14 protein-coding genes are annotated in these 19061 nt (G+C 65.7%); 3 read left to right on the top strand and 11 right to left on the bottom strand.

What is annotated here, in order from left to right:
* Positions 1-171: 171 nt before the first annotated feature.
* The 4 genes from KF759_RS05955 to KF759_RS05940 form a co-directional block, all read right to left on the bottom strand.
* On the bottom strand, positions 172-3318 hold the full coding sequence (locus KF759_RS05955) for an efflux RND transporter permease subunit (protein ID WP_291223575.1): 3147 nt from the start codon (positions 3316-3318) through the stop codon (positions 172-174).
* The gene (locus KF759_RS05950; RefSeq protein WP_291223572.1) at positions 3315-4787 is read right to left on the bottom strand and encodes an efflux RND transporter periplasmic adaptor subunit; all 1473 of its coding nucleotides are present in this window, start codon (positions 4785-4787) and stop codon (positions 3315-3317) included. The genes KF759_RS05955 and KF759_RS05950 overlap by 4 nt, the downstream gene beginning before the upstream one ends.
* Positions 4784-6016: a TolC family protein gene (locus tag KF759_RS05945; protein ID WP_291223570.1), complete on the bottom strand. Its 1233-nt coding sequence runs from the start codon at positions 6014-6016 to the stop codon at positions 4784-4786. The genes KF759_RS05950 and KF759_RS05945 overlap by 4 nt, the downstream gene beginning before the upstream one ends.
* A 153-nt stretch (positions 6017-6169) precedes the next feature.
* Positions 6170-6688, bottom strand: a complete 519-nt coding sequence (locus KF759_RS05940; protein WP_291223568.1) for a hypothetical protein — start codon at positions 6686-6688, stop codon at positions 6170-6172.
* Positions 6689-6749: 61 nt separating this feature from the next.
* Here KF759_RS05940 and KF759_RS05935 point away from each other — a divergent pair, with 61 nt between their 5' ends.
* From KF759_RS05935 to KF759_RS05925, 3 genes are all read left to right on the top strand, one after another.
* Entirely contained in the window at positions 6750-8009 is a 1260-nt protein-coding gene (locus tag KF759_RS05935; protein ID WP_291223566.1) for a dipeptidase, read from the top strand.
* 378 nt (positions 8010-8387) lie between these two features.
* Positions 8388-11450, top strand: coding sequence for a ligand-binding sensor domain-containing diguanylate cyclase (locus KF759_RS05930; RefSeq protein WP_291223564.1), 3063 nt, complete (start codon positions 8388-8390; stop codon positions 11448-11450).
* Positions 11447-11860 (top strand): VOC family protein, encoded by a 414-nt coding sequence (locus KF759_RS05925; RefSeq protein WP_291223562.1) that lies wholly within the window; start codon positions 11447-11449, stop codon positions 11858-11860. The genes KF759_RS05930 and KF759_RS05925 overlap by 4 nt, the downstream gene beginning before the upstream one ends.
* A gap of 24 nt (positions 11861-11884) precedes the next feature.
* Here the strand turns inward: KF759_RS05925 and KF759_RS05920 are convergent, their stop codons facing one another.
* The 7 genes from KF759_RS05920 to KF759_RS05890 form a co-directional block, all read right to left on the bottom strand.
* Positions 11885-14386 (bottom strand): DUF349 domain-containing protein, encoded by a 2502-nt coding sequence (locus KF759_RS05920; protein WP_291223560.1) that lies wholly within the window; start codon positions 14384-14386, stop codon positions 11885-11887.
* Positions 14386-15603 (bottom strand): TraB/GumN family protein, encoded by a 1218-nt coding sequence (locus tag KF759_RS05915; RefSeq protein WP_291223558.1) that lies wholly within the window; start codon positions 15601-15603, stop codon positions 14386-14388. The genes KF759_RS05920 and KF759_RS05915 overlap by 1 nt, the downstream gene beginning before the upstream one ends.
* A gap of 2 nt (positions 15604-15605) precedes the next feature.
* Positions 15606-16490, bottom strand: coding sequence for a carbon-nitrogen hydrolase (locus KF759_RS05910; protein ID WP_291223556.1), 885 nt, complete (start codon positions 16488-16490; stop codon positions 15606-15608).
* A gap of 74 nt (positions 16491-16564) precedes the next feature.
* Positions 16565-17605: an agmatine deiminase family protein gene (locus tag KF759_RS05905; RefSeq protein ID WP_291223554.1), complete on the bottom strand. Its 1041-nt coding sequence runs from the start codon at positions 17603-17605 to the stop codon at positions 16565-16567.
* Positions 17605-17997, bottom strand: a complete 393-nt coding sequence (locus KF759_RS05900; RefSeq protein ID WP_291223552.1) for a hypothetical protein — start codon at positions 17995-17997, stop codon at positions 17605-17607. Before KF759_RS05900 ends, KF759_RS05905 begins: the two co-directional genes overlap by 1 nt.
* A gap of 183 nt (positions 17998-18180) precedes the next feature.
* Entirely contained in the window at positions 18181-18306 is a 126-nt protein-coding gene (gene ykgO / locus KF759_RS05895) for a type B 50S ribosomal protein L36 (protein ID WP_005913193.1), read from the bottom strand.
* A gap of 191 nt (positions 18307-18497) precedes the next feature.
* Positions 18498-18992 (bottom strand): hypothetical protein, encoded by a 495-nt coding sequence (locus tag KF759_RS05890; protein WP_291223549.1) that lies wholly within the window; start codon positions 18990-18992, stop codon positions 18498-18500.
* Between the last annotated feature and the right edge of the window lie 69 nt (positions 18993-19061).

Below are 19061 nucleotides of genomic sequence, written 5' to 3'. Positions count from 1 at the left end.
CGCTCTACGAGAAGCACGGCAGCGGAGCAAGCTCCGCTCTACGACGGTGGTGGGTTTTGTAGAGCCGAGCACGCTCGGCTCGGGGCGCATGGGAGCGGAGCAAGCTCCGCTCTACGACGGTGGTGGTGCGCGCTCTTGTAGAGCCGAGCTCGCTCGGCTTGAAGCGCGGGATCATCGTTCGACGCTCGAGCGGAATGAGCGCGGGCGACGCATGAGCCGGTATACCACCGGGATGACCAGCATCGACAGCAACGGGGCGCTGAGCATGCCGCCGAGCATCGGCGCGGCGATGCGCTGCATGACTTCCGATCCCGTGCCGTGGCCGAGCAGGATCGGCACGAGTCCGGCGAGGATCACCGCGACCGTCATCGCCTTCGGCCGCACGCGCTGTACCGCGCCTTCACGGATCGCGGCGAGCAGCGTTTCATCGTTTTCCGGCTCGCCTGCAGCAAGCCGGCGCTCCCAGGCATGGCGCAGATAGAGCAGCATGATCACGCCGAATTCCGCCGCCACGCCGGCAAGTGCGATGAAGCCGACCGCCGCGGCGATCGACATCGCGTAGCCGAGTGCGTAGAGCAGCCAGAAGCCGCCGACCAGTGCGAAGGGCAAGCTTGCGAGTATCAGCAGCGCCTCGTCGATACGGCGGAAGTTGAGATACAGCAGCACGAAGATGATGAGGAGCGTTGCGGGCACCACCAGCTTGAGGCGCTCGAGGGCGTGCTGCCAGTATTCGAACTGGCCCGACCAGCCCAGCGCGTATCCGGCGGGCAGCTTGACCTCGCGCGTGACAGCGGCCTGCATGTCATGCACCGCCGAGACGATGTCGCGATCACGCACGTCGACGTAGACCCAACCCGAGAGACGTGCATTTTCGCTCTTGAGCATCGGTGGGCCGTCGGCGATGCGCAGATCGGCCACCGCGGACAGCGGCAACCGTGCACCGCTTGCGGTCACCAGCGGCAGATTGCGCAAGGCCGTCAGCGAGTCGCGCAGCTCGCGCGGGTAGCGCACGCTGATCGGAAAGCGCGCGAGTCCTTCGATCGTTTCACCGATCGCCGCGCCGCCCACCGCCGAGGCGATGACCTCCTGCACGTCGGCGATGTTGAGACCGAGGCGTGCGGCGGCGACGCGATCGATATGGATGTCGATGTAACGCCCGCCCGCGAGCCGCTCGGCCAGCGCCGAATTGACGCCGGGCACCTTGCGCACCACCGCTTCGATCTGGCGCGTGATCGTGTCGATCGTGGCCAGATCCGGGCCGGCAACCTTGATTCCGACCGGACTCTTGATGCCGGTGGCGAGCATGTCGATGCGATTGCGAATCGGCGCCACCCAGGTATTGGCCAGTCCCGGGACTTGCACCCGTGCATCGAGTTCGGCGATCAGCTTGTCCATGGTCATGCCGGGACGCCACTGTGCATGCGGTTTCAAATGGATCGTCGTTTCCAGCATTTCCATCGGTGCCGGGTCGGTTGCGGTGTCGGCGCGCCCGGCCTTGCCGAACACGCGCGCGACTTCGGGCACGCTCTTGATCAGACGATCGGTCTGCTGCAGGAGCTGCGAGGCCTTGTCGGCGGACAGCCCAGGCAGGGCCGTGGGCATGTACAGCAGGTCGCCTTCATCGATATGCGGCAGGAACTCGCCGCCCAGACGCGTCGCCGGCACGAGGGTGACGAGCAGCACCAGCACCGCGCTGACCAGGGTTGTGCGCGGATGCCTCAGGGCGGAATCGAGAACGGGTCGATACAAGGCGATCAGGCCACGGTTGATCGGATTGCGCTGCTCGTCGGGCAAGCGACCGCGAATCAGATAGCCCATGAGCACGGGCACCAGGGTCACGCTCAAGCCGGCGGCCGCGGCCATTGCGTAACTCTTGGTCCATGCCAGCGGGCCGAACAGCCGACCCTCTTGCGCCTGCAAGGTGAACACCGGCATGAACGAGAGCGTGATGATGAGCAGCGAGAAGAACAGTGCCGGCCCGACTTCGGCCGCCGCCCGGGTCACCACCTGCCAGTGTTCGGCGCGCTCGATCGTGCGCCCCGGATTTTTCGTGCGCCAGCTTTCCAGATGCTTGTGCGCGTTCTCGATCATCACCACCGCAGCGTCGACCATCGCACCGATCGCGATCGCGATGCCGCCCAGCGACATGATGTCGGCATTGACGCCCTGATAGTGCATCACGATGAAGGCCGTGAGCACACCCAGCGGCAAAGCCACGATCGCGACCAGCGCCGAGCGCAGGTGAAACAGGAACACCAGACACACCAGCGCGACCACGATGAATTCTTCGATCAGCGTGCCGGTGAGGTTGCGTACCGCGCGGCCGATCAGTGCCGATCGGTCATAGGTCGGCACGATCTCGACGCCAGCCGGCAAGCCGGCCTTGAGGCTGGCGAGTTTGGCCTTGACCGCCTCGATCGTGGTCAGTGCGTTCTTGCCAGGGCGCATGATGACGATGCCGCCGACGACTTCGCCCTCGCCATCGAGTTCGGCCACGCCGAAGCGCAGGGCCGGTCCGATCTGCACGCGCGCGAGATCACCGAGCTTGAGCGGCACGCCGTCGGCGCCGAGCTTGATCGGGATGTTGCGGAAGTCATCGAGTGTCTTGAGATAACCATCGGCGCGGATCATGTAATCGGCCTCGCCGAGTTCCACCACCGCGCCGCCGGTTTCGCCATTGGCGCGGCGCACGGCTTCGATCACCTGCGCGGGCGTGACCGTGCTGCCGGCCAGTCGCACCGGATCGAGGAGGATCTGGTATTCGCGCACCATGCCACCGACACTGGCGACTTCGGCGACGTCGGGTACGGTCTTGAGCTCATACTTCAGGAACCAGTCCTGCAGCGCGCGCAATTCGCCCAGATCATGCGCGCCGCTGCGATCGACCAGCGCGTACTGATAGACCCAGCCGACGCCGGTCGCATCGGGCCCGAGCGAGGCGCTTGCACCAGCCGGCAGGCGCGCCTGCACCTGGCTGAGGTATTCGAGCACGCGCGAACGTGCCCAGTACGGATCGGTGCCATCGGCGAACAACACGTAGACGTACGAATCACCGAAGTACGAATAGCCACGCACCGTGCGCGCACCGGGCACCGAAAGCATCGTCGTGGTGAGCGGATAGGTCACCTGATCCTGCACGATCTGCGGTGCCTGACCCGGCCAGCGCGTCTGCACGATCACCTGCACGTCGGACAGGTCGGGCAGGGCATCGAGTGGCGCGCGCAGCACCGCCCACGCGCCCCACGCGCTCAGCAGCAAGGTGATCAGCAGGACGAGGAAGCGGTTGCCTACCGACCAGTGGATCAGGCGCGCGATCATTGCGGCGTCCCCGGCATCGCATGGTTCATGTGTTCATGTTCCGAAGCCTTTGCAGGCGCCGGCGCAGGCGCAGGCATCGCATGGTTCATGTGTTCGTGATCCATTGCCGGTGCGGGCGCTGGTGTTGGCGCCGGTGCAGCATGATTCATGTGCTCGTGATCCATTGCCTGCGTCGATGTGGGCGCAGCCGCTGGCATCGCATGATCGGCGTGCTCGTGATCCTGCGCCGACGCTTGCGCCGGGTCTGGACCAAGCCGACGCAGGCTGCCGCGCAGGTTCGCCTCGGAATCGATCAGGAACTGCCCCGAGGCCACCACGCGCGCACCGGAATCAAGCCCTTCGAGAATCTCGGTGCGGCCATTGGCTTCTGCGCCGATGCGCACCTCGTGCGGCATGAAGCGGCCGGCCGATTCCTCGACGATCACCACGCTGCGCGTGCCGGTGGTGATCACTGCCTCGCTGGGCACGAGCACGCGCTGGCGGCCATCATCAGCACGCAGGCGCACGCGTGCGAGCATGCCGGGCGCGAGCGCATGGTCGGTGTTTTCGAGCACGATGCGCACGCCGAGCGTGCGGCTGACCGGATCGACCTGCGGCAACACCGCGGCGATCGTTCCATCGAAACTGCGCCCCGGCCATGCCGGCACCTCGATCTGCACCGGCAGACCCGAACGCAAGGCGGCTGCTTGAGCCTCGGGCACGGCGGCTTCGACCCAGACCTGATCCAGGCCATTGATGCGAAACAGCGGCATGCCCGGCTCGACCGCTTGACCTTCGCGCGCATCGATTGCCGCGAGCACACCGTCGCGCGGCGCGACGAGGGTCACGCGACCGTTGGCGGCGCCCGTGCGCTCGCTCTGGCGAATCGCCGCATCAGGTACGCCGAGCACTTGCAGGCGCTGACGCGCAGCCTTGCGCAACGCCGCAAGATCGCTGCCCGGCATGGCGCGCAGGGCGTGGTACTCGGCCAGGGCGGCGGCCCATTCCGGCGCGACCAGATCCGCGAGCGGCTCACCCGCTCGTACTGGCGCGAGCACGCGCCGCGCATGCACGCGTTCGAGATAGCCGCGCGCACGCGCCTGTACCACTTCGACGGCCGACGCATCGAAGGCGATCGTGCCGGCGACGGTCAGCGGTTGACGCAAGACCCCACGTTCGGCCTTGACCACACGCACGCCAAGGTTCTGCGCGGTGCGTGCATCGATCTGCACGCCATCGCCGCTTTCTCTGGCAGCATTGGCGTACTTGGGGACGAGGTCCATGTCCATGAAGGGCGAGCGTCCCGGCTTGTCGAAATGCTGGTCGGGATGCATCGGGTCGTACCAGTACAGGACCTGGCGCTGGGGCGTCGCCGCCGTGGTCGATGCCGCGGGCACATGATTTGAGTGCTGCGCCGGGCGAATCAGGTAACCGAGCGCAACGCCCACGAGCAGGGCGATGACGACGAGAATCATGGCAAGGCGGTTCATGGCTGCGGCTCCGTCGGCATCAGATAGTTGAGCGCGGCCCAGGCGCGCGCTCGTTCGCGTTGTTGTTCGAGATCGGCAAGCCGGGCCTGGATTGCGGCATTGCGCGCGGCAAGCAGGGGCGTGATGTCGCTGCCCCCGGCGCGGTAGGCAGCAAGCGCGACCGTGCTGCGCTGTTCGGCCAGAGGCAGCAGGGTTTGCGCGTAGCGTTCCACGCGCCGTGTCGCGGCCTGCCAGGCCGCGAGCAGCTGCGCGGTCTTCTCGCGCTGCACGCGCACCGCTTCGATGCGCTCGGCCTCGCGTTGATCGAGTTCGGCCTGACGCGCGGCGATGGTCGCGTCCTGACGCTGGCCGGGAAACAGCGGCAGGTCGACGCGCACCTGCACCGACAGCATGTCGGCATAGGCCGGGCCACGATGGCCGTAACCGACTTCGAGGCTCCAGTCAGGCTTCTTCTCGGCGCGGGCGAGGCGCAACTGGCTTTCGGCGGCATGCTCGCGCGCGCTGTAGCTGAGCAGGCTCGTCTGCCGCTCGACCTTGTCGAGGAACATCGCCGGCGTATTGGGCAATTGCGTGAAATCGGGTGCTTGCGCCAGCGCGCGCTGCGCTGCGTCGTTGCCGAGCCAGCGGGCCAGGGTGGCCTGCGCCTGTTCGAAGTCGCGGGCATTGTCATCGAGCTGGTCTTCGAGCTGCTCGCGCGCCGCTTTTGCTGCAAGCACATCGGCAGCGCTGCCGCCGCCACCACGAAAGACTGCTTGCGCCGTGCTGAGCTCGGCGTCGAGCTGCGGGCGCAGAGATTCGATCAGGCTGCGTGCGCGTTGCGCGTAGTAGACGTCGATCCACGCGATGGCAGCCTGCCGTTGCACATCCAGCCGCGTGGCCGCAAGCTGGGCGCCGGCCACTGCAGCTTCGGCCTGGGCCGACTCGCCACGCAAGCGGCGTTTCTCGCGGCGCGGGAACTCTTGCATCACGCCGATCATGTGGGTGGTCATCGAGTCGCGCGTGAGGCTGAAGCGTTCGGGACCAGCCAGCGGCAGCGACTGGATTCCGGCGATGAGCTGCGGATCGGGCAGCTGTGGTGCGCGCACCGCGAGCGCATCGGCCGCCGCGAGGGCGGCACCCTGTGCGGCAATCGCGGGCGCGTTGCCCTGGGCGAGGCGGACTGCCTCGGCCAATGACAAGGGTTGGGTGCTGTCGGCCTGCGCGAGACCGAATGCCGACAACAACAGCATCGTTGCCGTCAGGTGGCGTGAACGAAAAGGTATCCGCACCGATGGGTGCGGCAGGCGCGAACTGGCGCGCGAGCAAGTGAACATGACAAGACTCCAGGCGGAATGCACCAGAACGCCGCGCAGGCGCGGCGCCACGCAATCAACGCTCGGAGATCAAATCTGGAAGCTGCAGTCGCGGATGTTCAATGGCGGCGCGGTGGCGCGTGCGCGCAGTTCAAGCTGATCGTGCCCGCAGGGCACATCGAGCCTCGCCGCCAGCGGCAGGATCCACGACGTCGGTGGCAGCAATACCGGCACGCCCGGAGCAGGTGGATGATCGGGCGCGGGCGTGACTGCACTGCAATGCTGGGCGCACAGCAGGGTCTCGTCCGTCGCAATCGAAGCCGTCGGGTGGCAGCAAGCGTGTTCGTCCGCCAGCGCTTCATGCTGCACCGGCACCGCCATTTCGAACGCGCACAGATGGCGCGCCAGCGCGAACTGCTGGAACAGCAGGCTGAACAGTGCGACGAGCACGATCCAGCGGCGGTGGCGGCGACGAAAGCTCAACGGATCGAACAGGGCATTGCGATGACGGGAGCGGCAGTCTACGCCATCACCAGCGACCGTGCAGCCGCGACGATCCGGACCCGGCTCGAGACTCGCAACGCGGCCCATGCCACTGACCAATGGCATAGGCGCAAGCTGCGGCCGGCTGCGAGAGTCACTGCTTCTGCCCAGCCCGGTGAAGCGCGCCATGTCCCGATCGAATCAGGCTTTCCCCGCGTCCAACATCGCCATGCGCTGTGCTTGCCTGTTGCTGTTGGGCAGTGCGAGCCTTGCCGCGCATGCCGCGCAATGCCCCTTGGTCGAGCCACCAATGGAGCAGGCGCTCGCCGTGCACGCGCGCATGCTCACCGTCGATACCCACGTCGATATCAGTCCCGATTACGGCAGCGTGAAGTTCGATCCGGGCATCTTTACTGCCAGTCAGGTGGATTTTCCAAAGATGCGCGCAGGTGGCCTCGACGCCGCCTTCCTCGTTCTCTACTCGGGGCAGGGCAAGCTCGATGAAACCGGCTACGCCGAAGCGCGCGACATGGTCGAGCGCAAGTTCCAAGGCATCAGGCGTGCTGCCCTGGCCTATCCGGCGCAGGCTGGCCTTGCCACTAGCGCAGCCGAAGTACGCGCCCTGCATGATCAGGGCAAGCGGGCACTCTTGATGGGCATGGAAAACGCCTATCCGCTCGGGCCGAGCGTCAAGGACGTGCCGATGTGGGCCAAGCGCGGCGTGCGCTATATCAGCATCACCCACATGGGCAACAACCAGTTCGGTGGCAGTTCCAATCCGAACGAAAAACTCGGTGACGGCAAGGCCGATCCGGGCCTGACTCCGCTTGGCAAGGAACTGGTCAAGGCGCTCAACGACAACGGCATCATGATCGACGTCTCTCACGTCGGCAAACGCACCATGCTCGATGCGGCCAAACTCTCGCGCGCACCTGTCCTCGCCTCGCATTCGGGCGTGAAGGGCGTGTACGACAACCTGCGCAACCTTGACGACGAACAGCTCGACGCAATCAGGAAATCCGGCGGCGTCGCGCAGATGGTTGCCTTCCGCAGCTATGTGGCCGCCACCGATCCGGCAATAGAAGCCGGCATGAAGGAACTTGGCGCCAAATACTTTCCCGATGGCTGGAAGGAGGCCAAGCCGGAAACGGTCGAAGCCTTCCGCAAGGAGAGCAGGGCGCTGCGCAACAAGCATCGGGACACCGATCTCAAGCAGTTCGTTGACCACATCGACTACGCGGTGAAGCGCATCGGCATCGAGCATGTTGGCATTGCTTCCGACTTCGACGGCGGCGGTGGCGTCAAGGGCTGGGACGACGCCAGCGAAACCGCCAACGTCACCCGCGAACTGTTGCGTCGCTGCTACAGCGAGGACGACATCCGCGCCTTGTGGGGTGGCAACCTGCTGCGCGTCATGGAGATGGCCGCCCGGCAAGCCACGCCCTGAAATGTCGGGTGGAAGCGGCCGGGATTCCTTCCTGCTGGAGCGAAAGTCGGGCGCCATCAACGGCCGCAGGCAAGCCGCCGGGCGGGACATGACCCACGGCTTTGGCCGGGTCCCCTCGCGGCGGCCTGGGCATGCAGCGAAATCATGCCGTTCCCTGAGCGCCAGCCTGCGCAATCACGCAGCTTGCATGCGTCGAAAACCTCGAGGCAGGCATGCTTGCATGACGATTGTGCAGCCTGCGTTGGCACACGACCCTGATTCGTCGTACCTTCGTTGAAGTCGCTGGCGCGAATTTCAACATTCGATGTCTCCATGGCGGCAACGGCACGGACTCGAGGGGTCGGGGAGCGAGTGAACATCAAGCGGTTGTTGGATTCGATGAATTGTCTGCACAGCTTGGTGATCGCATTCGCGCTGTCTGCATGGTTCGTATTTCCGAACACTGCGGCGGCCACTGCGCTGAGCGGACAGGACAGCGTTTGGCGCAACTTCGACCGGCCTCGTTTCGTCACACTGACCACCGCGGACGGATTGCCATCGGACAGTGTTTCCGCTCTTGCCCAGGACACCCTCGGCTTCCTCTGGATCGGTACCGGCGACGGTCTGTCACGTTACGATGGACAACGGCTCGAGACCTTGCGCCCCGGCTCCGGCAATGGCTTGCCCGACGGTTACATCCGCGCCTTGTTGCCGCTTGTTGATGGGCGCCTGCTGGTTGGGACCACGCGCGGCGGATTGCTGACGCTCGACACCAGCACTTTGCAGTTCACGCGTCTACCACTGGGCGCGCCGCAGCAACTGGATGGAAAGATATTCGCCCTGAGGCAGGCGCGCGACGGCGGCGTCTGGGTCGCCACGGCAGATGGCGCCTACCACTTCGATCCGCGCTCGGATGCCGTGACTGCGGTTCCGCTCGCGGGATTTCCATCCGGGCATTCACCGAGAATTTTCGATGTTGCCGAGGATTCCTCCGGGCGGCTGTGGCTGGCCGGCAATCCCGGGCTCTTCATGCGCGAAGCAGGAGCGGCTGCGTTTCAACCCGTGCACGCGCCAGATGGGCGGACTGATGGGCTGATCTGGAGTCTTCACCTCGACGCCGGTGGCCGACTGTGGGTCGGAACCGACACCCGCGGCGCACTGATGATCAATCCCGACCAAAGCATTGTCGAACCGGAAGGGGTTCGCGGGCAGGGTGGCCTGGCGAAGTCGGCCACCATCCGCGGCTTTCTCGAAAACGAAGACGGCAGTTTGTGGATCAGCACCTATGGCCGCGGGGTGATCGTTTGCCAGGATGCAAGCTGCGACCAGCCGAAGTCGCTGCGGGCGGTGCGCAACGATCACGGCAGCCTGGCGACGGATATGGTTCGCAGCATGTTGCGCGATCGCATCGGCAACATCTGGATCGGCACCAATCGTGGTGTGTCGATGATGCGTGCAGCGCCCCCGGCGGTATTCATTGCCAATGCCTGGAATCCGCAATTTGCCCTGCGGGCCGGGGAAGGCATCTCCGCGATCATGACTGCATCCGACGGGCGCGTCTGGCTTGGCATGCAGTCCGGCGAGGTCGTGGTTGCGGACCTTGCAGCCGATTCCGTGGTGGCGCTGGCAAGATCTGATTTCGCGATGGAAACCTCCGCAACCACCTTCGCCCAGGCCGCCGATGGAACGATCTGGGTCGGCGGTCTGGGCGTGGCAGGTTTTGATCCGAAAACGCTGCGCAAGACCAATGACATTCCGCAACTTTCCAGCGCGCGCATCACTGCGCTGGCCGCCGGACCCGGCGAGCTGGTGATCGGCACCTACGACGGAACCTTCCGTTATTCGGGCGCCGATGCGCCATTGCAGCGGATTGTCGTCCCGCAAGACGCCACATCGGGACCATCGCTGCAGGCGATCAACCAGAGCGTGATCCTCGGTCAACGACGCTGGTTCGCAGTCGTCAACGGCCTCGGCGTCGGTGACATCGGCGCGCAACACGTTCGCCTGTTGCAACATCACGACAAGGATCCACTCAGCCTGCCTGGCAACTTCGTCTTCGCGCTTGCGGCCGATCCGAGCCACGACCGCTTGTGGGTCGCCACCGAGGGCGGCCTGGCCTGGATCGCGGATGCGGGAAAGACCGATACGCCTCAATTTCACTCCGTTCCCGCGCTTGCGCATGGCCCAATCAACAATCTCGCCCTCGATGCGTCGGGAAATGTCTGGGCCGTTGCCAGGGATGGCTTGCTGCACATCGACGCGCAAAGCCTGCAGGTGCAGCAATTGGGTATCGTTGCGGGTGCGCTGCAGCATGGATTCAAGAGTGGCGCCGCCGCCGCTGGACCGTCCAATTCCGTGCTGCTGGGATCAAGCGATGGCTTGGTGGTGGTGTTGCCGGATCGTTTCGATGCATCCATGCCCGCAACGGGTCCATTGCGCATAACCAGGGTGGAGGTCGACGGAGTTCCGCGGTTTCCGCCGGCGGAAAATTCCCGGCAAATAACGCTTGACCCGCAGCAACGAAACATCAGCGTTGATTTTTCCTTGCTCAATTTCCGCGCGCCACGCGAGATCGAATACGCCTATCGACTGCTGGGTTTCGAATCAGCCTGGCATCAGATCGCCGCGGGAACACCCGCCACGGCCACCTACACCAATCTGCCCAGCGGTGATTTCCGCCTCGAACTTCGTGCTTCGATCCGAATCCAGAAGCACTCGAGCGTTAGCCAGACGTTCGAAGTCAACGTCGTCCCGCGCTGGTACGAAACCTGGCGCGGTCGCGCCGTGCAGGCACTCGCTCTGCTGCTGCTGGCGGCAATGCTGGTTTACCTTGTTCTGCTCTGGTCCCGCTATCGCCAACGAGTGCTCGACCAACTGATCTCCCAGCGCACGCATCAACTGCGCGTCGCCAATACCCAGCTCGAACTGCTTGCCACCACCGATGCCTTGACGGGTCTGTCCACCCGGCGCTATTTCATGGAACAGGCAACACGCTTGGTGAATCTGGCGACAAGCAACGGCGATGATCTCGCCATGTTGCTCATGGACCTGGACCACTTCAAGTCGATCAACGACACGCATGGGCATCTGGCTGGCGATCAGGTGCTGGCCGCCTGTGGCGCCGCCATCCGCAAGACATGCCGCGAAGGCGACATCATCGGTCGCTATGGCGGTGAAGAAATCATCATCTGCCTGCCGGGCGCCGATGCCCATCAGGCCTGCAGACTCGCCGAGCGCCTGCGCGCCGCGATCGCCAGCCTTGAAGTCGCGTGGAGTGGCACTGCCATAAGGATCAGTTGCACCATTGGAGTCGCCCTGCACGTTCAGCAGGGCGGCGGCCTCCCGGCGTTGCTGCGTGATGCGGATGCAGCCCTGTACCGCGCCAAGCGCGCGGGCCGCAATCGCGTGGATCTGGCCGTGGTTGAGCAAAGCGCCAACGGCCCAACCGAGGACCGGCGATGATTGCCATGCGCTGCGCCCATTTCATTTTCTTTGTGCGCGACCAGGCGCGCAGCAGCCTCTTCTACCAGGCCGTGCTCGAGCAAGCGCCGCGCCTGGATGTGCCTGGCATGACCGAATTCGAACTCGCCGATGGCGCGGTGCTGGGGCTCATGCCCGAAGACGGCGTCGCACGGCTGTTGGGCGATTCATTGCCGCATCCTTCACGCGCACATGGACTCATTCGCAGTGAGCTGTATCTGCTTGTGGCAGATCCACAGGCCTATCAGCGCCGGGCACTCGCCTGCGGCGCACGGGAGATCAGCCCGGTCCAGCCGCGTAATTGGGGCCACGATGCAGGCTACGTGCTCGACCCCGACGAGCACTTGCTTGCTTTCGCAAGCAATGTGCAGTGCAAGGACGCGCCTTCCTGAGCAAGCCTCGATCCCTTTTCGGTTTCAGCCCAGTCCTTCAAGCACGGCCTTGAGGGCGCGCTCCAGTCGCTTGTCGAGCGAGCCATCGGCAGCCGCGCTAAGCGTGCTCCAGCGTTCGAGCAGCGCCACAAGCTCCTGTGCGTCACCGGCGGCGCCATGGCCGCCCATGCGTGCAGCGAGGCGCTCAACCTGGCGCATGCGTCGGCGCTCCTGATCCTCGGCTGGCGAGTCGATCCGCGCGAGCGCCTCCAGTTCGACCAGGGCGTCGCGATGAGCATCCTCATCGATTGCCAGCGATGCGCCCGCTTCCAGTGCGTTCTCGAAACGCCGCGCGAGTGCAACATGGGCGATGTCACTGGCTGGCGCCTCCTGCCAACGACTGCGCAAGTCGAGCGCATCGCCGCCGGTCTCGGCTGCACGACACAATCGGTATCGTGCGAGCCAGGTCATGTAGCGCGCCTGCTTGCGCGTGCGTTCGCGCTGACTGACCCGCTCGCGCAGCCGCGCCTGCGCGGCGTCATGGCGCGCAAGCAGGTTGGGATCCTCGATGCGCAAGGCCTTCCACGCCGCTTCAATGCGCGAGATCGCGCCGCGCTCGGGCTCCTCACTGGCGGCTGCAATGCCCTCCAGTTCCACGCACAGGGCTTCGATCTGCGCGCGCGCCTCGTTGTCGCGCTGCACGCGTTCGGCTCGCTGCGCATCGAGCTTGGCGAATACCTCATCGATCGCCGCACGGAACTGCGTCCATTGCGCCTGATCCTTGCCGCGCCGACCATTGCCGGCAGCGCGCCATTGCTGCTGGAGATCGCGCGCAGCCGCCGCGGCAGCGCGTGGAAATTCATTCGCCAGTGCCTGGGCCCTGGCAATCAGGGCATCCTTGCTCGCAGCGACCGCGGCATCGCGCGCGTCCACATGCGCATCCAGCGTTGCCAAGGCGGCCTTGAGTGATTGTGCGAGGGCCTTGCGCTCGCGCGGCTCGACGCGGTCGAGTGAACGCAGGGCGTCCGCGGTTTCGCGGCGCAATGCCGTGACCTGGGCGATGTCGGGCTCCTGTGCGGGCAGGGCGGCGATGCGACCGACCAAGGCTGCGACTTCGCCGGCATGGCCTTCACGCAATTCCTGGCGCTTGCGGAAGTAACTGCGTGCAGGTTCGAGCGCAGCGCGACAGCCCGCGTGGAAGCGCCTGGCCAGGCCACCAGGATGCGCACTGCCGGCTTCGATCTTGTCGAGCAATTGCCATTCGTGCTGGGCGTCTCGAACCTTGGCCGCGAGCGCGTCGGGGTGCAGGGCCAAGCCGGGCAGGGCCTCGATTTCCTCGCACAGCTGCTGGCGGCGCTGCTGGTCGGCCCAGTGCTGCCAGCGTGACAATTCGGCGTAGCGTGCATCCGAATCGTTGATTTGAGCGAGCAGGGCGGGCGGCAACGGCGCGTCGATCTGCGCGCGCAGCGACTGCATCTGTGCGTGAGCGGCATGCGCACGCGCGCTCGCGCCCGCTTCCAGCGCGGCACTGCGTTCGGCAAGTGCCGCGTGCAATTGCTGCATCAGGTGTTGCTGCTGTTCGCGGTGTTGGCGGCGCGCCGCCTGCACTTCATCGAGCGACGCGGCAATCCGCGCCTGCGCGGCCATGTTGGCGGCCAGTTGCGCACTGGCAGCGGCCGCATCGGCGGACTCGCCCTCGGAAGCGGCAGCTGCTTGCGCATCTGCGACGGGCATCTGCAGTGGCTCATCCACTGTCGCCACCGGGCGCGGCGCGCGCGCCTGCGCGAGCAGGTCGAGTGCGGCGTCGAAGCGCGCCACCAGCGATGCCGGGGCCTGCGCCCTGATCGCGCTCCATTGCATGAGCACGGCTGCTTCATCGATCGCCACGCCATTTCCGCGGACGAGATCTTCGATGGCTTCGCACAGCTGCCGTGCGCGCGCCTCCAGCGTGGCATCGTGACCGCGCCCAATGCGCAGTTCCTCGATACGCTCGCGGGCGCGGCGATTGACTTGCTTGTCGACCTTGCGCGCGCGCTCGGCGAGCCGTTCGAGTTGCTTTTCGTCGTCGATGCGTTCGACCAGCGCAAGGCGGATGGCGGGATCGGCATCCTCGATCGCGCGGGCGAGCAACACGCCTTGCTTGTTCACGCGTTCGAGCGCGGCACGGCGCAGCTCGGGTTCGGCGGCGCGGGTCGCGATGTGCTCGACGAGTTCCGCATCGTCTTGCGCTCGCAGCAGGCGCAGGCGTTCGCTCGCGCTGGGCGCGTTGGGATGCGTACCCGTGAGCAGGTCCAGCCACAGCGCGCGCGCCTGGGTGCGCACCTGCGCATCGGCATCATCACGCGCCATGCCTTGCGCGAGCGCAGGGTCGGCAAGCCGGCGCAATGCGGCCAGGCGCACCTGGGGATCCATATCCTCGCGCGCGAGTCGCGGCAATTCGGCGCGCAGCTCGGCCGCGTCGTCGCTGGCGACTGCGCGGCGACGCTCATCGGGATCCTTGGACAACCAGCCGGGCTTGCGCAGGAAGGAGGGCAGTTTGATGGCCATCAGAACAGACTACGGATGATGTGGACGCCAGCGGCGTATTCGCCGGCAATGGTGCCGACGGTGACGAACATGAAGTTGAGCAGGGTGCGTGCGATGCGGTTCTTCCACCAGCCGCTCCAGTGCGCGACATCGTCACGAAGCGTATCGAAGTCGGCCACACGCGGTTTGCGCAACCAGGCTTCGATGCCCGCGCTGATCGCCGAGGCCGGAATGCCGGGACGGAATGGCTTGAGGGGTGCGGCAATGAAGGCGCCGATCACGCTCAAGGGATGCGCCAGCGCCGCAATCGCGCCGAGCGCCGCGGCGCCGCCGGTGATCAGGGTCCAGGCGAGCAGGGCATTGGCGCCCGCGCGCGCACCATGCGTGAAGGCCAGGCCGATCGCGCCGGCGATGACGAGGAACACCAGCGCAGCCAGGATCTTCGGCCAACGCGAGGGCGGCGGCGTGGTCGCAAGTTGCTTGGCGAGCAATTCCGGAATCTGGTTCTGCGAGGCGAGTTCGGATTCGATGCCCTTGAGATGACCCGCTCCGATCACGACCAGCACCTTCTTCGCGCTACCCTCGGCGGCATGCTCGCGCAGCTTCGCGGCCATGTAGCGATCGCGTTCGGCAATCAGGGCCTCGTACAGCGGCGGCGACTCACGTGCGAATTCGCTGAACATGCTGCCGAGCAGATCGCCTTCCTTGAGTTTTTCGATTTCATCCTCGCCGACCTCCTCGCGTGTCAGCACGCTCGAGCCCAGGCCGCCGACGATCGACAAGCGATCGAGAAAGCCGACACTGTGGTAGGCGCGCTTGAGCGTGGTGCCAATCTCGCGGTCGATCAACCACAGTGGCAATTGACGCCGTCCGGCTTCGTCGATCGCGACCTTCATCTCGGCGCCGGGTTCGATGCCGAACTGTTCGGCCAGCCTGCGCTGGAACGCCGATAGCGCCAGATTGGCCGCGACCAGGCCGACCTTGCGCTGGCGGATCACCTGGAACAGATCGAGCTTGCGCAGCGCATCCGGGTCGCTGATCGATTGATGACGCGGCCCGCACAGTTCCACCGCCACCGCATCGAAGGACTCGCTCTCGAGCATTGCGCGCACCGCCTCGGCACTCGCACGCGAGACATGTGCAGTACCGAGCAACACGAATTCAACGCCACTGCGACTGACGCGGGCGACGGGCTGTGCGGCGAGCAGCTCAGGGGCCGCGTTGGCAGGTTCGATCATGGTCAATCGCGATAGCGGCGGGTGAGGTCGGCGTAGGCGTCGATGCGACGATCCCGCAGGAACGGCCAGATGCGGCGCACCGTTTCGCTGCGCGCGAGATCGACATCGGCGAGCAGCAGCTCGGCCCCTGACTCGCCGGCGCGGGCAATGAATTCCCCTTGCGGTCCGGCCACGAAGCTCGAACCCCAGAAAGCGATCCCGCGTCCGCCATCGGGCGCCGCTTCGAAGCCGCTGCGGTTGCAGGCAAGCAGAGGCAGGCCGTTGGCAATCGCATGACCGCGCTGCACGGTGATCCAGGCCTCGCGCTGGCGCTCCTTCTCGTCCTGCGCATCGGCCGGATCCCAACCGATCGCGGTTGGATAGAGCAGGATGTCCGCGCCAGCCAGCGCCATCAGACGCGCACCCTCGGGATACCACTGGTCCCAGCACACCAGCACGCCGAGTTTGCCGACCGAGGTCGGAATCGGCTCGAAACCGAGGTCGCCGGGCGTGAAATAGAACTTCTCGTAAAAGGCCGGATCGTCGGGAATGTGCATCTTGCGATAGCGACCGGCAATCTGCGCACTGCGATCGAACACGACCGCGGTATTGTGGTACAGGCCCGCAGCACGGCGTTCGAACAGCGAGGCGACCACGACCAGACCCAGCTCCGCAGCGAGCGCGCCGATGCGCTGCGTGCTCGGGCCGGGAATCGGCTCGGCGCGCTCGAATTCGCCGACATCCTCGTGTTGACAGAAATATGGGCCGTTGTGCAGTTCCTGCAGCAGCACCAACTGCGCACCGGCAGCGGCGGCCTTGCGCAAGCCCGACTCGATCGCATCGAGATTGGCCTCGCGGCTGCCGTGGTCGGATTCCTGCAACAGCGCGACCTTGAGTTTGTGTGCCATCGGTGCATCACCCAGAAAGGCAATCGGCGATGTTAGCGCGAATCCGCCGGCTGCTGGTCGCGGCCGGGGAGCGTTCAGGCGGCGAGTACGCCTGCGGGCAATTGCATCGTCAGGCAATGCACGCTGCCGTTCTGCCAGATGAGTTCGCGGGCATCGACCGCGACAATTTCGCGCCCCGGATGGGCGGCGGCAACCACTGCTTGTGCGCGGGCATCGGCGGGATCGCCATAGGCGGGCATCATCACACCGCCATTGACGATCAAATAGTTCGCATACGAAGCCGCAAGGCGTCGGCCTTCGTCGGCGATCGCACGCGCCCAGGGCAGGGCGTGCAGCCGATAGGGCTGGCCCGTCGCGGTGCGCAGGCGCGCCAGTTCTTCGTGCATCCGCGCCAGTTCGGCATGGTGCGGGTCGGCCGGATCGTCGCATGCCTGGTACACGATCGCATCATCGGGCGCGAACCGCGCCAGTGTGTCGATGTGGGCGTCGGTGTCATCGCCTTGCAGGTAGCCGTGATCGAGCCAGAGCACGCGCTCGGCGTGGAAGGCATCGCGCAGCATGTCGTCCATCTGCGCGCGGCTCATTTGCGGATGGCGTTGCCGCAGGCAGCGCGAGGTCGTCAGCAGGGTGCCGGCACCATCGCTCTCGATCGCGCCACCTTCCAGTGCCCAGTCGATGCGGCGGTGTTCGGTTTCCGCGGCGAACACGCCGGCATCGAGCAGGCCGGCAATCAGGCGGTCGTCACGTCCGCCTGCGTATTTGCCGCCCCAACCGGTGAAACGAAAATCCAGCATCCGGAATCGGCAATCGGAAGCCAGGCTCAGCGGACCGGAATCGCGCAGCCAGGTGTCGTCGTAGGCGAGTTCGACGAAGCGCAGTCGTGTTGCATCCACCTTCGCGGCCGCAAGCATGCTGCTGGCATGGTCACGCACACCGGAATCGGCAACGACGATGAGCAGCGGCTCGAAGCGCGCGATCGCTGCAGCCAAGCCCGCGTAGGCCCGCTCGATGCGCGGCAGGCGCGGGCCCCAGTCGGTGTCTGCGTGCGGCCAGGCAATGAGGACGGCTGCCTGCGCTTCCCATTCGGCGGGCAGCCGCCATGCAGCTGCGGTCATCAGGTGGTCGGCGTGGCCGCGTCCATCACGGTATGGATCACGTGGGTCCGCTCGAAATAAACGGTGTAGCCGTTGTAACGCCAGCGATTGATGGTTGGATGGCGCGGCGTGTCACCCCCGGCGGCAGGCAGTTTGTCTACCGGCGCACCAAAGCGCTTTTCGACCTGGGCCATGCTCATCCCGCGCACCGGTACGCTGGCATTGCCGTAGTCGACGGAATGGCTGCGGCGGGCTTTTCTGGCGGGCTTGGGTTTGGCTGGAGCCGCATCGACGGGGGCCGTGGAATCGGCTGGCGCGACTACCACGTCCGTTTGGATCGCCTGCGCCGGGGTGGCGCTGAGGGCGACGCCGACAAGCAGGGGCAACGTCGCGAGAATGCACTTGCGGATCATGCGTCAACTCCTTGTCGTTCAAGGGAATGTGGCCAGTCGCCACCGAGCGTGATTTGTAGCAGAAGCGTGGCTTGGTTTCCATGCCCGCAAGCATGGAATGGAATATCGGCCTTCCGGCGCGGCTGCCGGAAACGAAAAAGGCCGCTGCGCGGCCTTTTCGTGCAAGCCCAACGGCGCGATCGCTCAGCGCTGGCGAGCCTTGAAACGCGGGTTGCTCTTGCAGATCACGAAAACCTTGCCGCGACGGCGCACGACCTTGCAGTCGCGGTGGCGGGTCTTGGCGGATTTGAGGGACGACAGGACTTTCATGGAACGCCTCGGAACAGGTTGGGAATACGGCAAACGGCGGATTCTACAGGAAATGCCGAAAGGATTGGAAGCTGTTGGTCGAGCCGCAGCCGCGGTCGCCCCAAAACCACGACGCCTGTGTCGCCGCGCACAGCCACGTGCAGTAGGTCGTAACCAAGCTGATCCGCTGACGTGGGCCGGCGCCTGCGCCATCATTCGAGACATTTGAAGGCCGCGGTCGAGGTATAGGTCGGCACGCCATCGACGATTTCATGCCTGTAGGCCACGCCCCCGATGCACTTGTAGCCGAGGCTGGCCGCGGTCGCAGGTGTGTAGTACGCAGCGGCAGCGGGCACGGCAGGTGTCAGCGGAGGCGGTGCTCGCGGCGGTGCAAGCGGCCGTGGTGTCGGCGCACGTTCCCGCGAGCGGGCTGCCGCGCTTTCCTGCGGCAGATTCCGTGCAGCGGCGAGTGGGAGTTTTTCCTCGGTATCGAGGCTCGCGGGATCCGCGAAGGTGTGGCTGATGTAGCGCGGGATGAGCTGGGTTCCGTAGATCCATGCGCTGACGACCACGATCACGGCGTTGATCGCGATCCATTTGGCGTGATATTCGCGGCGGGACGGCGGCGTGTCGCGACGCCTCGGGCCGCGGGAACGAATCTCGATCTGATGCCAGCCCGGGGCTTCCTGCGGATCGGTTGCACTCATGATTGATGCCAAAACGTTCGGCCAGACGGCTGCGGCGCTACGTCCGGTGGATGTGAAGCGGCCAGAGAC

This window comes from Dokdonella sp. (assembly GCF_019634815.1).
GTDB lineage: Bacteria > Pseudomonadota > Gammaproteobacteria > Xanthomonadales > Rhodanobacteraceae > Dokdonella_A.
Note: the sequence above shows the minus strand (reverse complement) of the source record. Positions and strands in the feature narration are given on the sequence as shown.

What these genes read in the sequence shown, in the direction of transcription:
- KF759_RS05915 (WP_291223558.1), bottom strand. Translation starts at nt 15,603, where the DNA reads ATGATCGAACCTGCCAACGCGGCCCCTGAGCTGCTCGCCGCACAGCCC.
- KF759_RS05890 (WP_291223549.1), bottom strand. Translation starts at nt 18,992, where the DNA reads ATGAGTGCAACCGATCCGCAGGAAGCCCCGGGCTGGCATCAGATCGAG.
- KF759_RS05905 (WP_291223554.1), bottom strand. Translation starts at nt 17,605, where the DNA reads ATGACCGCAGCTGCATGGCGGCTGCCCGCCGAATGGGAAGCGCAGGCA.
- KF759_RS05940 (WP_291223568.1), bottom strand. Translation starts at nt 6,688, where the DNA reads ATGCCATTGGTCAGTGGCATGGGCCGCGTTGCGAGTCTCGAGCCGGGT.
- KF759_RS05935 (WP_291223566.1), top strand. Translation starts at nt 6,750, where the DNA reads ATGTCCCGATCGAATCAGGCTTTCCCCGCGTCCAACATCGCCATGCGC.
- KF759_RS05910 (WP_291223556.1), bottom strand. Translation starts at nt 16,490, where the DNA reads ATGGCACACAAACTCAAGGTCGCGCTGTTGCAGGAATCCGACCACGGC.
- KF759_RS05900 (WP_291223552.1), bottom strand. Translation starts at nt 17,997, where the DNA reads ATGATCCGCAAGTGCATTCTCGCGACGTTGCCCCTGCTTGTCGGCGTC.
- KF759_RS05945 (WP_291223570.1), bottom strand. Translation starts at nt 6,016, where the DNA reads ATGCTGTTGTTGTCGGCATTCGGTCTCGCGCAGGCCGACAGCACCCAA.
- KF759_RS05925 (WP_291223562.1), top strand. Translation starts at nt 11,447, where the DNA reads ATGATTGCCATGCGCTGCGCCCATTTCATTTTCTTTGTGCGCGACCAG.
- KF759_RS05955 (WP_291223575.1), bottom strand. Translation starts at nt 3,318, where the DNA reads ATGATCGCGCGCCTGATCCACTGGTCGGTAGGCAACCGCTTCCTCGTC.
- KF759_RS05950 (WP_291223572.1), bottom strand. Translation starts at nt 4,787, where the DNA reads ATGAACCGCCTTGCCATGATTCTCGTCGTCATCGCCCTGCTCGTGGGC.
- KF759_RS05930 (WP_291223564.1), top strand. Translation starts at nt 8,388, where the DNA reads ATGAATTGTCTGCACAGCTTGGTGATCGCATTCGCGCTGTCTGCATGG.
- ykgO (WP_005913193.1), bottom strand. Translation starts at nt 18,306, where the DNA reads ATGAAAGTCCTGTCGTCCCTCAAATCCGCCAAGACCCGCCACCGCGAC.
- KF759_RS05920 (WP_291223560.1), bottom strand. Translation starts at nt 14,386, where the DNA reads ATGGCCATCAAACTGCCCTCCTTCCTGCGCAAGCCCGGCTGGTTGTCC.